Source organism: Companilactobacillus miaonis, assembly GCF_036913615.1.
Classification (GTDB): Bacteria; Bacillota; Bacilli; order Lactobacillales; family Lactobacillaceae; genus Companilactobacillus.
Genome location: NZ_JAYKTX010000008.1, coordinates 40,760 through 55,317, shown reverse-complemented (window position 1 = coordinate 55,317; position 14,558 = coordinate 40,760). Strand labels below are relative to the sequence as shown.

12 protein-coding genes are annotated in these 14,558 nt (G+C 35.9%); 4 read left to right on the top strand and 8 right to left on the bottom strand.

The annotated features are described in order from the left end of the window. Positions 1–13: 13 nt before the first annotated feature. The 7 genes from U8521_RS08180 to U8521_RS08150 all read right to left on the bottom strand — a co-directional run bounded on the left by U8521_RS08180 (position 14) and on the right by U8521_RS08150 (position 10,531). Positions 14–1,015 carry a rod shape-determining protein gene (locus U8521_RS08180; RefSeq protein ID WP_334332675.1) on the bottom strand — a complete coding sequence of 334 codons (1,002 nt, stop codon included), beginning with the start codon at positions 1,013–1,015 and terminating at the stop codon, positions 14–16. 93 nt (positions 1,016–1,108) lie between these two features. Next, positions 1,109–1,747 carry a RadC family protein gene (radC, locus tag U8521_RS08175; protein ID WP_334332676.1) on the bottom strand — a complete coding sequence of 213 codons (639 nt, stop codon included), beginning with the start codon at positions 1,745–1,747 and terminating at the stop codon, positions 1,109–1,111. A 9-nt stretch (positions 1,748–1,756) separates the two neighbouring features. Continuing rightward, positions 1,757–3,022 (bottom strand): bifunctional folylpolyglutamate synthase/dihydrofolate synthase, encoded by a 1,266-nt coding sequence (locus U8521_RS08170; RefSeq protein ID WP_334352394.1) that lies wholly within the window; start codon positions 3,020–3,022, stop codon positions 1,757–1,759. 73 nt (positions 3,023–3,095) lie between these two features. Further along, on the bottom strand, positions 3,096–5,744 hold the full coding sequence (locus tag U8521_RS08165) for a valine--tRNA ligase (protein WP_334332678.1): 2,649 nt from the start codon (positions 5,742–5,744) through the stop codon (positions 3,096–3,098). Positions 5,745–6,394: 650 nt separating this feature from the next. Beyond that, the gene (gene thiI / locus U8521_RS08160; RefSeq protein WP_334332679.1) at positions 6,395–7,612 is read right to left on the bottom strand and encodes a tRNA uracil 4-sulfurtransferase ThiI; all 1,218 of its coding nucleotides are present in this window, start codon (positions 7,610–7,612) and stop codon (positions 6,395–6,397) included. Between the two features lie 9 nt (positions 7,613–7,621). Further along, on the bottom strand, positions 7,622–8,767 hold the full coding sequence (locus U8521_RS08155; protein ID WP_334332680.1) for a cysteine desulfurase family protein: 1,146 nt from the start codon (positions 8,765–8,767) through the stop codon (positions 7,622–7,624). Positions 8,768–8,842: 75 nt separating this feature from the next. Continuing rightward, positions 8,843–10,531, bottom strand: coding sequence for a septation ring formation regulator EzrA (locus tag U8521_RS08150; protein WP_334352393.1), 1,689 nt, complete (start codon positions 10,529–10,531; stop codon positions 8,843–8,845). A 324-nt stretch (positions 10,532–10,855) separates the two neighbouring features. Between U8521_RS08150 and rpsD the strand changes: the two genes are divergently transcribed. Continuing rightward, positions 10,856–11,467: a 30S ribosomal protein S4 gene (gene rpsD, locus U8521_RS08145; RefSeq protein ID WP_334332682.1), complete on the top strand. Its 612-nt coding sequence runs from the start codon at positions 10,856–10,858 to the stop codon at positions 11,465–11,467. A 307-nt stretch (positions 11,468–11,774) separates the two neighbouring features. On the opposite strand, the gene U8521_RS08140 is transcribed toward rpsD, so the two are convergent. Beyond that, complete coding sequence (locus U8521_RS08140; RefSeq protein ID WP_334332683.1) at positions 11,775–12,374, bottom strand: DUF1054 family protein; 600 nt, start codon at positions 12,372–12,374, stop codon at positions 11,775–11,777. A gap of 51 nt (positions 12,375–12,425) precedes the next feature. Here U8521_RS08140 and U8521_RS08135 point away from each other — a divergent pair, with 51 nt between their 5' ends. The 3 genes from U8521_RS08135 to U8521_RS08125 all read left to right on the top strand — a co-directional run bounded on the left by U8521_RS08135 (position 12,426) and on the right by U8521_RS08125 (position 14,547). After that, a complete protein-coding gene (locus U8521_RS08135; protein WP_334332684.1) occupies positions 12,426–13,712 on the top strand; it encodes a replication-associated recombination protein A in 1,287 nt (428 codons plus the stop codon). 6 nt (positions 13,713–13,718) lie between these two features. After that, on the top strand, positions 13,719–13,997 hold the full coding sequence (locus U8521_RS08130; protein WP_334332685.1) for a hypothetical protein: 279 nt from the start codon (positions 13,719–13,721) through the stop codon (positions 13,995–13,997). A 76-nt stretch (positions 13,998–14,073) separates the two neighbouring features. Then, positions 14,074–14,547 carry a universal stress protein gene (locus U8521_RS08125; RefSeq protein ID WP_334332686.1) on the top strand — a complete coding sequence of 158 codons (474 nt, stop codon included), beginning with the start codon at positions 14,074–14,076 and terminating at the stop codon, positions 14,545–14,547. The last annotated feature ends 11 nt before the right edge of the window (positions 14,548–14,558 follow it).

The following is a 14,558-nucleotide window of genomic DNA, read 5'->3' as shown; positions in this document are numbered from 1 at the left end:
GGGATTAACCCGCTTATTTTTGGCGACGCATTACATCGATATTTTTAAGTGATTCTCCAGTACCGATGGCCACACAATCTAGTGGGTCTTGAGCAATGAATACAGGGACTCCAGTTGCTTCTGAAATAACTTCTGGTAAGTGATGCAATAATGCTCCACCACCAGTTAGAACGATACCATGATCGATAACGTCGGCAGCAATTTCAGGAGATGTTTCTTCAAGAGTTTCCTTGATTGTTTCAATGATCTCTTCGACATTTTCATGAATAGCAGTCGCAATATCTACGCCAGTTAGTTGAACTGTCTTAGGCAATCCAGTAACTAAATCACGACCACGAATTTGCATTGAATCAATTTCTTTAGCTTTTTCAATTGATGCAGAACCAATTTGAATCTTAACATCTTCTGCGGTTCTTTCACCAATTTGCAAGTTGAAGTTTGACTTGATATAAGCTGAAATTGACTCATCGAACTTATCACCCGCAACACGGATTGAACGTGATGAAACGATACCACCTAATGAAATTGTAGCAACATCAGTTGTACCACCACCAATATCAACAACCATATTACCTGTTGGATCCATAACTGGAAGTCCTGCACCGATAGCTGCAGCAAATGGTTCTTCGATCACATATGCTTCACGTGCTCCAGCGTGTTGAGTAGCTTCGATAACAGCTCTCTTTTCAACTTCTGTAACACCACTTGGTACACAAACCATAACGGATGGCTTGGAGTTATTAGCAGTCTTTTCAATGAAATACTTCATCATAGCTGCTGTTGTGTCATAATCAGCAATTACACCATCACGCATTGGACGAATAGCTGAGATACTGCCAGGTGTACGTCCAATCATTTCACGTGCATCTGATCCAACTGCAACTATCTCTCCTGTATTATTATTTTTTGCGACAACTGAAGGTTCGTTCAACACGATACCTTTGCCTTCAGCATAAACTAAAGTATTTGCCGTTCCTAAATCTATGCCGAGCTTCTTTGATCCAATACCAAACAATTTATTTCTCTCCTTTAAAGTACACACCACATTTTACGCTAATCAAAATTATATCATACAAAATACTGATTTAAAGTATGACGAAATCATATCCTAAATTAAATTTAAACTCTTTAGACTTGAGTAGGATTTTTTGGTAATGATCAAATGATCTATCAAATTAATTCCCACTAACGAACAGCCTTTTTTCAGTCTTTGGCTGAATTCACAATCATTTTGGGAAAACATCAAAGAACCATTAGGATGATTATGAGCAATCACGATTTGCGTTGCTGAAATCTTTAAGGCTTCACGCAAAACATCTCGAGGATGCACTGTTGCCTGATCGACTGTTCCCATAAAAATAACCTTCTCATCAATTAAGTGATAGCTATTATTCAAGTAAACAGCAATTAATTTTTCCTGTGGAGCGTTACCTATTTTATTTATTAAGTGTTTGCCAACATCGTCGATTGAAACAACACTCTTAGAAATTGTGTCAGACTCGACTTTTCTAGTACCCAACTCAAGTGCCGCTAAAATTTTGCATGCCTGAGCTACTCCAATACCATTAAAAGCCATAAGCTGTTCTAAATTCAAATTTAAACTACCCGAATCAATAACAATTTTTCTGGCTAAATCCAAGACATTGTTTTTCTTCGTCCCATTACCTATTATAACGGCCAACAATTCTTCATTTTTTAACGTGCTAGCACCATGTAGTAAAATCTTTTCTCTTAAATTTATCATCATACATTAAAATTACGCAAAATAATTCTCTAGATCTGAAATCAAATAAAAAGAACCGGTGATCAATAACATTTGTCGATCAGATAAACTAGCAATTATTTTCTGTAATTCTTGATGGTAATTTTCAACAAAAGTGACATTACTGTAATTTGTTAAATCATAATCACTCATGTCGGCTGAACGCTGCATATCAAGAGTTGTAACGTAAACATGTTTTACTTTGGGTGTCAATTCATCCAAAATATCATTACGATCTTTATCCTTCATTCCAGCATACAAAACAATTATATCTTTATTTTCATAAATTGTATTCAAAGAATTTATTAAATTGTAAACTGCTGAAATATTATGTGCTCCATCCATCATAATCAAAGGCTGTTTTTGAACTATTTGTGCTCGTCCTAACAGATGATTCCTATCAAGACTAGCTTTAATTAATTCAGAATCTATTGTTTGATTATGAGTTATTTTATATTGAATAAAAGCTTGGATTGCAATTGCAGCATTCATCGCAGTTGTCTTTTCAAAACCATCACAATGTATATCTTCAATTGTTACCTTATCGTCATAATATGTAAATGATATTTTCAAATTTTTTATAATTATTTTTTTGATGCCAAAATTCTGACCAAATCTTAATAACGAGCTTTTATTTTTAGCTGCGGTGTCTTCAATGATGTCACTGACAGAAGCTTGTAAAGATCCGGTGACTATTGGCTTTTGAGGCTTAATGATACCAGCTTTTTCAAAGGCAATATCACGTAACGTCGGTCCAATTAGCTTTTCATGATCCAAATCGATTGAAGTAATAACAGAAACTTGGGGCGTGATGACATTAGTTTTATCATGTCTAGCACCGATACCTGCTTCGATCACTGCAATGTCGACACGATCACGAAAGTAATAATATCCTAAAATCGTGACAAACTCGAACTCTGCCAAAGAAATTTCACCAATTTTAGTAATTAGATAATTGACCGTCTTCAATAGATCATCATCGGGAATATTTTGATGATTGATCTGAATTCGCTCATTAAAAACTTTGACATAAGGTGAAATGAACAATCCGACTCTTTTACCATCCGCTTCGAACAAATTGGCCAAGAAGTTACTAGTTGTCCCCTTACCATTTGTTCCTGTTACGTGAATCGTTTCGTAACTATTTTGCGGATCACCTAATTTGTGCAAAGCTTTTTTTATGTTATCTAGATTATTAGTACGATGAAATTTTGGCAATCCATGAATATAAGCGACTGCTTCTTGATAAGTATTTAACAATTCGAAAATCTCCATTTTTTATTAAAGAAAAGGGGCTGGACATCTGCCAACCCCAATATTATATACTCATTTTTTACTTATTATCCTTCAATTGTTGAATTCTTTGTTCAACTTTTGCTTGACGTGATTGATAATCAGCTAATTTTTCTTTTTGCTCATTAACGACCTTCTCTGGTGCTTTAGCCACAAAGTTTTTATTAGATAATTTCTTATTGATACGTTCAATTTCTTTATCTAGTTTTTGACTTTCTTCATTTTGACGAGCAATTTCATCATCAATGTTAATCAGTTCTGCTAGTGGAACGTACAATTCAGCCCCATTTGTAACTGAAGTCATCGCAAGAGCTGGTGCCTTGATATTAGTATCTACTTGCAAGTCCTTTGGATGCATGAAGCGGTCGATGTATTCTTTGTTATTCAAGATAACATCTTTAACTTTTTCATCTTGAGGCTTGATTAAAATATCGACAGCTTTAGACATTGGTGCATTAGCTTCCAAACGGATCTTTCTGAGTGACTTGATCAAGTCGATCAAAACATCCATTTGATCCATAGCCTCAGCGTTGTCTAAGTCTTTTTGATATTCAGGATACTTAGCATGCATAATTGTCTTACCATTATGAGGCATTGTTAACCAAATCTTTTCAGTTACGAATGGCATGATTGGGTGCATCAAACGTAGTGTTTGATCGAGAACATAAGTTAAAAGCATCTTCTTTTGCTTCTTAGCAGCTTCGTCATCCCCTGTCAAAGTTGCCTTACTCATTTCAATATACCAATCACAGAAATCGTTCCAAATAAAGTTGTAAAGATTACGGCCAACTTCACCAAACTCAAAGTTATCCATTAAACGGTTAACTTCTTTAACAGTTTGATTCAACTTAGCCAAAATCCACTTATCTGATAAGTCATAACTAGTTACTTTAGAAAGGTCATCCATAGCTGGAGTATCATCGTCCAAGTTCATGATAACGTAACGTGATGCGTTCCAAATCTTATTGATGAAGTTCCAAGCTGAATCCATCTTGTCATAGCTAAATCTAGTATCTTGTCCTGGAGTTGAACCATTTAGTAAGAACCAACGAAGTGCATCAGCACCGTACTTCTTGATAACATCCATTGGATCAATTCCGTTACCTAAGGACTTACTCATCTTACGGCCTTGTTCATCACGAATCAAACCGTGAATAACTACGTGGTCGAAAGGTTTTTTACCAGTAAATTTCAAACTTTGGAAAATCATTCGAGAAACCCAGAAGAAGATAATATCGTAACCAGTAACTAAAGTATTAGTTGGGAAGTAACGCTTGAAGTCTTCTGAGTCAGTATCAGGCCAGCCCATAGTTGAAAATGGCCACAAGGCACTTGAGAACCATGTATCCAATACATCGGATTCTTGATCCCAGTTTTCAATATCTTTAGGAGCTTCTTCACCAACGTAAGTTTCGCCAGTCTTCTTGTTATACCAAGCAGGAATTTGATGTCCCCACCACAATTGTCTTGAAATAACCCAGTCATGGACGTTATCCATCCATTGCGTGAATGTATCTTCGAATCTATCGGGAACAAAGTTTACCTTGTTGTCGCCTTGTTGATTCTTCAAAGCCATTTCAGCAAGTGGCTTCATCTTAACAAACCATTGTGTTGATAATCTTGGTTCAACTTGAACACCGGAACGTTCTGAATGTCCAACACTGTGAACATATGGTTCGATATTGATCATGTAACCTTGATCTTGTAAGTCTTTTACGATTGCCTTACGTGCATCAAAACGATCCATGCCGTTATATTTACCAGCATTTTCGTTCATTGTTCCATCAGCATTCATTGTGTTGATCCGTTTGAGGTCATGACGGTTTCCAACAGCAAAGTCGTTAGGGTCATGGGCTGGTGTGATCTTAACCATACCAGTACCAAATGACTTATCAACGTAATGGTCCGTGATGATTGGAATTTTGCGGTCAACTAATGGAACGACTACTTCTTTTCCAACAATATCCTTGTAGCGTTCATCATCTGGTGCAACGGCAACGGCAACGTCACCAAACATTGTTTCTGGACGAGTTGTAGCTATTTCAATGAATCCTGAACCATCAGCGAATGGATACTTAACGTGGTAAAAAGCACCTTGATCGTCTTGGTGAATAACTTCGATATCTGACAAAGCAGTTTGTAGTTGTGGGTCCCAGTTGATGATGTATTCGCCACGGTAGATCAAACCTTCGTTATACAATTTAACGAAGACTTTACGAACAGCTTTAGATAAACCTTCATCAAGTGTGAAACGTTCACGTGAGTAATCAAGTGATAAACCTAATTTACCCCATTGAGATTTGATGATCTTAGCAAATTCATCTTTCCAATTCCAAACTTCTTGAACAAATTTTTCACGGCCAAGATCATAACGAGTTACACCTTGTTCACGTAATTTTGCTTCAACTTTAGCTTGAGTAGCGATACCAGCATGATCCATTCCAGGAAGATATAGCGTATCGTAACCTTGCATTCTCTTATAACGGATCAAAGTATCTTGAATCGTTGTATCCCAAGCATGTCCTAAGTGTAATTTACCAGTAACATTTGGTGGTGGGATAACGATTGAATAAGGTTTAGCTTTCTTGTCTCCAGAAGGTTTAAAGTCATCATCGTCTAACCAAGTTTGGTAACGACCGGCTTCAACTTCTTGAGGATTGTATTTTGTATCCATATCAATTTCTCTCATGTTGATTCCTCCGTGTTTGATTATATTAATTAAAAAGTATGTATGTATTTATAGATTCTTTATTTTGGTTAGTGTAAGGTTCCGTCTTCCGCACAAGCCCTGTGATGAGCTGGAACGCTGCCGGCACAACTTTGAGCTTTTTCAAACCCGGAAAAATCTCAAAGCTTGGCCTTATCCTAAGTGCTAAAGCACTAAGGATAATTTGGCGGCTAAGTCATCACAGGGCTTGTGCTCCAGACTAGATAACATCTCCTATACTTATTTCAATAAGTAAGAAGACAAGTGATGCAGTTTGTTTCAATTCTCACTATATAGAACTAAAACGAAAAATCTAAAAAGTCATAAGGTAGTTATCCCTAACCAGTACGGTCTTAACTAAAAAAAGAACCCCAAAAAACTTACTATACAAAAAAGAGCCTTCATCCAATAGGACGAAGACTCGCGGTACCACCTAAATTAAGAGTCAAATAGACTCTTCACTCAACAGATAACGGTGGCCCGATCATTTAGATAGCTCACAGGTAACAATTGATTAGCTTGATTCGGCAATTCGCAACCACATGCCTTCTCTGAAATCTAACTAATCAACCCTCCTGATCAAAGCTGATATTTTGATAATAAATCATTCTTTGTGAAACGTCAATTAATTTTTATAGCAAACTATTGATGTTTTCTTGATCACTTTCCATAAATTTATCACCATGTTCGATGGTCGTAATCTTGATTCCATCCATAGCGCGTTGGATCAAACCGTCAATATCGAGTGAACTTTCAAATTTACGAGTTTTTTCGATATTGGGACGTGTCTTTGGTGCTGGTGGTGCAAAGACGGTACAGCAATCTTCGAATGGTTGAATCGACAAATTGAATGTATCGATTTTTTCAGCCAAACGAATGATCTCTGTTTTATCCATCGTTGCTACTGGACGTAAGATTGGTGTTGTTGTTACATCATTGATAGCTGCCATGCTCTCTAAGGTTTGAGAAGCGACTTGACCAACAGCCTCACCGTTAAAGATTGCCAATCCATTTTCCTTTTCACGGATCAAATCAGTCAATCTCAACATGAAACGACGTTGAATTGTCATCAAGTAACCTTCAGGAACACCGGCTTTGATTGTTTCTTGAATTTCAGCAAAAGGAACTTCAATAAATTTGATATTACCGCCAAAAGCAGTCAATTTAGAAGTTAATTCTTTGGCTTTGTTCAAGGCTTGCTCAGAAGTATATGGTGGGCTAAAGAAGTGAACCATCTCTATGTCAACACCACGCTTCATGGCTAAGTAACCAGCAACGGGTGAATCGATTCCGCCAGATAACATTAACATAGCTTTTCCAGCTGTACCGACAGGCAAACCACCGGCACCTTTGATAGTCAAATAAGATAAATAAATTCCATCTTGTCTTACTTCAACAGAAATTTTAATATCCGGTTTCTTCATTTCAACATCAATACCAGGAAATGCTTCACAAATGGCATCCCCTAATTGTAAGTTGATTTGATTAGTATCAAGTTCATAAGTGTGATCAGCACGTTTTGTTCCAACTTTGAAACTCATGCCAGGCTTATAGGCCTCATGCATCATTTCAACAGCTTTTTTCTTCACATCTTCAAAATTGCGTGACACTTTAACACTGAGTGAGAAAGTTTGAATTCCGAAGACATTCTTTAACTTTTCCATTACAGGCTTAGCGTCAGTTCCGTTTAATTGAATGTGTAAACGATCGCGATGTGGTTTCATTCTAAGATCTGGGTAATTCTTGAGAACTTTAGCGACGTTACCATGTAGGCGGTCGATAAAACTCTTCCGATTCTTACCCTTTGTTGATAGCTCGCCGTAACGAACCATAATTTCAGTATATTCCATTTAAATCTCCTAATTCAAAATTTGGAAATGATCGTGGATCTCATCCAAATTCTTAATAAATTCATCCATTTCACTTTCAGTATTGCTTTCGTCCAGACTAACCCGAACAGCACTGGTAGCAACCTTTTCTTGAACATTCATTGCCTTCAAAGTACCTGATTCTAAGCCCTTCTTAGAAGAACAAGCACTAGTTGTAGAAATATAAATATCACGTTCTTCAAAAGTGTGGACAATCGTTTCACCACGTACGCCATCAATAGTAAAACAAATAATGTGTGGTGCAAAATCATCGCCAATTTGTGAGAATACGTGAACGTTATCTAAAGTCTTCAAGTGGTTAACTAATTTTTCCTTTAAATGTTCCATCTTGTCTGCTTTTTGAGCTTCATTTTCTTTTAACAGACGAATAGCCTTAGCCATTCCCGCAATTGCAGGTGTATTTTCAGTTCCACTACGAAGATTAGACTCTTGACCGCCACCTGCCATCAAAGGTTCAAGTTGCTTGCCTTCCTTCATATAAATGAAGCCGATTCCACGTGGTGCGTGGAACTTATGTCCAGAGAAAGTATAATAATCAACTCGAGGATCCATAAATCTATCTTGTAAATTCTTACCAATTGCTTGAACTGAGTCAACGTGATAACTGATACTTGGGTAATCCTTTAACACATTAGCAATCTCATGAATTGGTTGAATAGCTCCGATTTCATTATTAACAGCCATAGTCGAAACCAAAATTGTATCTTTTCTGATAGCTTTCTTCAAATCATCTGCACTGATGTGACCGGTTTTATCAACTGGTAAATAAGTGACTTCAAAGCCTAATTCTTCAAGTTGATGCATCGTATTAAGGACTGAAGGATGTTCAATTTCAGTAGTGATAATATGTTTACCGAATTCACGCTTCTTGAATGCTGTACCTTTGATGATCCAGTTATTCCCCTCTGTACCACCACTGGTAAAAACAACCTCATCTTGTTTAAAACCTAATTGACTCGCAATTTGTTTACGAGAAGTTTCTAACAATTCATATGCTTTCAAACCTAATTTATGCAAACTAGAAGGATTACCGAAGTATTGCTCACTAGCAGCATTGTAAGTTTTTAAAACAGAATCATTAACTTTTGTTGTTGCACTATTATCAAAATATATCATTTCTGCCTCACCAAAATAAAAAGGCCCAGAAGGCCTAAAATTTTATCTCTTATAACTTAACACAAAACTATACCATTATGCATTAATTGTTTCTTTTATTCGAGCAACTGAACCTGATTCAACTTCTTCAAGCGCTTTAGAAATCACTTCTACCGCCTCATCATAATTATAATCAGTGTCAAACAAAGCCCGAGCTCTAACTAATTGATCCGTAAATTCTGGATTTTTGTTGGCATAACGGTTAGCGTATTGTAAAAGTTTTTCACAAAGAAGTACGTTGTACTTCAATTTCTTAGTTTTTTCAATTAAATTACTCAAATCCTCTTGAGTAACGATAACTTGTTTACTGATGTCCTCCATATTGATTTGATCAGCATCTAACTCATCATACAATTTATTGATTTCATCATAAACCATATAGAAGTAATCCAAATAATCATCCGGTAAACCATTCAAACGTAATTGTTCGACCATCTTTTTCTGAATTTCGAGACGCTTAGCGTAGTCATCAACACTTCCACGAGCTATTTGTTCACTGGACAACATCTGATTCAAATCATCATTGATGGTCTTTTCACTGGCTTCAATATCGTCCAAATGCTTAACGATCTCTTTAAAATCTTCTTTAACTTCAGAAAAAATCACTTGTTTGTCAGCGATACTTTGCACATCACTATCATATTCACTACGAACTTCATTGAGTAATTGCAAATTATCATTAAACGTCTTAACTGTTTTGTCCGTTAAAATATAACCTTCTTGTAATTTGCGAATTCTTTTATCCAAACGATTGTGTTGGAAAACTGCATGATTTAAATAATCCAAGACTGGCTTTTGTTCTTTTAGGACTGACTTTTTGCCATCGATTTCCAAAGTCAAAGTTTCATAAAGATCATCGATTCTTTGCTTAATATCTTCATTGTTAGTATTGACAGCATCAAAGTTTAAATCCCCTAACTTAGTATTGGATTCATCGATTTCAGCCTGAACATCGGTAAGTAACTGGTCAATATCAGCTTGAAATTGATAATATTGCTTAACCATTTTTTGGTAAACAAATTTAATTTCATCGATTTGGCCAGGGAAAACTTCATTCAGATCATGATACAAAGGTTCAATTACTTTCAACTGATCAGTAATTAAACCTAATTTTAATTTAACATCATCTAGATATTGACTGGCTTCAATGTGATCACCTTTATTGGTCAGTTGTTTTTCTTTATCTAGTAGATTGGCAATCTCTGATAACTCATCTTCTAGACGTTCTGTCGCCGGTCCATAATTAAAGGATTGTGTTAAAACTTGTTTTCTGAGGGTTTGATATTGTTTTTGCAATTCTTCACTGTGAGTCGCATTGAGTTCATTGCTGACTAAGAGATCTTCAAATCCTTTAGAAATTTCACCTAATTCTTTTTCAAAACTATCAACTTCAGAAGCGACTTTCTTTAATTCGTTAGCTGAACCAAAGACTTTAAATTCTGTATTTTTGTACTCAGCACTTCTGATCTCTTTTAAAATATTTGGAAAAACTTGATCAATTTGTTTTTTATAGGAAGTTTCTAGTTGATGGAAACGATCACTACTAGCACCAGCTAATTTCATCTGCTCAAGTTTTTCAATTTTTTCATCTAATTTAGCTTTTTTTAATCGGTCCGTTTGGTCCTTTAGCTTATTTAATGTGGCAGCATTCTTCTTTTGCAAAAACCACATATACCATAAGAAGACCAAGATGACTAAGATTATTCCAATAATAATTGCGAACACTTTTACACCCCTAATGACAATTCAGTCTTATCTTTAAGAAATTATACCAAATATTATTACTATTATTAGTGCTATCGGTTTTTCATAATAAAGTTTTAAACTATTAGAAAAAAATTACCTTTGACAATTGATATCAATCACGTTACACTAGTCTTCGTGTAAAATATGCAGCAAAGGACGGCAAGAACGTCAACAGTTATCGACGATTTAGTTCAATTAGTAACCTGTGGCTGCGCACGGCGAAACTTGTAACGATAACTGCACGAATGCTAAGTTCTAGTTAATTATTTTACTCCAGACAAACATTTTGGAGGAATTTATTTTATGTCAAGATATACAGGACCTCGTTGGAAATTATCACGTCGTTTAGGAATTTCACTTTCAGGTACAGGTAAAGAAATTGCCCGTAGAAACTATGCCCCTGGTCAACATGGACCAAACGGTGGCCGTCGTAAGGTTTCAGAATACGGTCAACAATTAGCTGAAAAGCAAAAGTTACGTTTCATGTATGATGTTAACGAACGTCAATTCCGTAACCTATTTAACCGTGCCGGTAAAATGGAAGGAATCCACGGTGTTAACTTGATGATCCTTCTTGAAGAAAGATTGGATAACTTAGTTTACCGTTTAGGTTTAGCAAGCTCACGTCCACAAGCTCGTCAACTTGTAAACCATGGTCACATCACTGTTGATGGCAAACGTGTTGATATTCCTTCATACGAAGTTAAAGTTGGTCAAAAGATCAGCCTTCGTGAAAAGTCAAAGGACCTTGCAATTGTTAAGGATAACCTTGAAAACGTTGTTGGACGTCCTGGTTTCGTTACATTCGATGACAACACATTGACTGGCTCACTTGTTCGTGTTCCAGAACGTGACGAACTAGAACCAAATGTTGACGAATCATTGATCGTTGAATACTACAACCAAATTCTTTAATATTTTGGTCAAAAATACATTCACTTATTGGTGGATGTATTTTTTTATTTTTTTTGGGTATTTGCTTTCCATTCCTTTAAAAAAGAGGATCTTACTAGACTGCAGTAATCACTGCGATTCTAATAAGATCCTCTATTTTTATATCAATTTAAATTAATTAAAAATTGAAAAACCATAACGTATCCGAACTATAAACTAGTTCTTCACTCATTCTAAATAGAATAATATCCACTTCAGACTTTACTGATCATTTGCAAAAAATAGGATACCGTCTTCCAACCCCAACAAAAGAATTACACTATTTTCCTCACTTATCCACTTCCTGATTAAAAATAACCAAGTACTTGCTCAATTGAAGAAATTTATCTTTCAGCATCCGATCGTAATTTCCTTCTAAAACAATTGGATCATCTTTGAGTAACTCAAATCCAACTACTAAATCACTCGACTTAACTTTTTGATAATGAGCGATTACTTGCTCAAAATCGGTCGATTTTTTCAAAGTACTGGAGGTATGATCATTTGACACTCCCCAGCCTTCTGTTATGATTTTACTTTGATACTCATTTAATATTGGATAATAATTATTTCTATTACGAATGTCGGCTAACAAGCTAAATGTAATAAAATACCGATCTGGCCATAAGCCAAATTCCAAATGCGGTGTTTTCTTATAGCCCTTTTTATCTTGGTTGATTGCTAACCAAGTATCAGGTGGTGGATTTTTGGTCCGACGTTGATGCTTAGCAATCTTCATAAAAAACTGTTGCTGATATTCTGTTTCGAGTGCTTTCAATAATTCTTGGCCGAACGATTCAAATTTAGGATCGAGTTGGTTTCTGATCAAATTCAAACGTCCGTCCAAAGTATCATCATCGAAAACTTGAAAATCTTTTTTATCAAACATGTTCTCAGTCCTTTGATGTAAAATATACATATTAATTATATAGGAGGAATTATGCAAAAACCATTAGCATATCGAATGCGACCGACAAATATTGATGAAGTCGTTGGGCAACAACATTTAGTCGGCCCACATAAAATTATTCGGCGCATGGTTGAAGCCAAAATGCTTTCATCAATGATTCTTTACGGTCCTCCTGGGATTGGTAAAACTAGTATTGCTAGTGCAATTGCGGGAAGTACCAAATACGCTTTTAGAAAATTAAATGCCGCAACTGACAGCAAAAAAGATCTACAGATTGTAGCCGAAGAAGCAAAAATGAGTGGAACAGTTGTCCTTTTGCTTGATGAAATCCATCGATTAGACAAGACTAAACAAGACTTTCTCTTGCCACTTCTGGAAAGTGGTTCAATTATTTTAATTGGTGCTACTACTGAAAATCCATACATCAATATAAGCCCTGCTATTCGCTCTCGTGTGCAAATTTTCGAATTACATCCACTTGATAGTGATGATCTAAAAAAAGCTGTTAAAAGAGCCCTAAGTGATGATAAGAACGGCTTGGGCAAGTACAACGTCAAATTAGATGAAAACGCCTTGGATTTATTAGTTAATTCAACCAATGGTGATTTACGTAGCATATTAAATGGTTTGGAATTATCAGTATTATCTACTAAACCTGACGAAAAAGAATTGATTCACATTGACTTACAAGCTATTGAAGAATCGATTCAAAGAAAAGCTATCTCTGCCGATAAAAATGGTGACAGCCATTACGATGTTATTTCTGCCTTCCAGAAGTCAATTCGTGGCAGTGATCCAAACGCTGCTCTCTTATATTTGGCCCGCTTACTTGAGGCCGGTGAATTGACAAGTGCCATCAGACGTTTACTAGTTTGTGCTTATGAAGACGTTGGACTTGCCAATCCTCAAGCTTGTGCCCGAGCAGTTTCCGCCGCTCAAGTAGCACAGATGGTCGGTTTGCCCGAAGCTAGAATTCCGTTAGCCGATGCCGTTATTGATTTATGTCTCTGTCCAAAATCAAATTCAGGCATGGTAGCAATTGATAATGCATTGACTGATGTTCGTAGTGGTCACGCTAACTCAATTCCGGATGATTTGAAGGATGCTCATTATTCTGGTGCTAAAAAATTAGGTCATGGGATCGACTATAAATATCCCCATAACTATCCTAATTCTTGGGTCAATCAACAGTATTTACCTGATAATTTAGTTAATAAACAATATTACCAACCAAATGCAACTGGTAAATATGAGCAAGCTTTAAATATGCGCCTACAACAAATACAAGAATGGAAAAAGAATTCAAAACGGGGTTAAATATTCATGATAATTAAAGTACTAATGATATTTTTCATTATTTTTCTTTTAGCATTAGCATATACATTATGGTCTCACAGTGATAAAAAGTTTCTGATCTATTCACCAAATGAAAATTTGACGATGAAAAATATTATGCGTTTCACTAGTGTCTTACTAGTATTAGTCTCAATTTTAGGTATTGTCATTTTATTGATTGGAACAAAAGAAATGAATTTAATTACTCTAATACTAGGTAGTTTGATTGCGGCTGCTTTTTCAATTTATTTAGCAAATATTCGCTGATGACTGTATTTATTGGTCTCAATCAACTAAAATGAAAGTATAAAAGCAGTAATACTACACTAACGGGGTGATACTTATGTTACAACAATATAAAAACATTCTCGTACCAATTGATGGTTCATTTGAAGCTGAATTAGCTTTTAAGAAAGCAGTCGAAGTAGCAAAAAGAAATAACGCTGCTGTACACTTGCTTCATGTCATCGATACTAGGGCCTTTCAGAACGTCTCTAGCTTCGATTCAACAATGGTTGAACAAATTACAGAAAAAGCTAAGGAAACTGTGAAAAGTTACGTTAAAACGGCTAAGGATGCCGGATTAGACGAAATTGATTATAGTATTGAATACGGTGCTCCAAAATCAATCATCGCAACTGATTTTCCAAAGAAATTAGGCGTTGATTTGATTATGATCGGTGCTACTGGTCTCAACGCTATGGAAAGATTATTGATTGGTTCAGTTACTGAATATGTAACTAGAACAGCTGCTTGTGATGTACTAGTAGTTAGAACTGATCTTGACAACAATGCTATCAAGAAACCTAGAAAATAATTAAATACAAA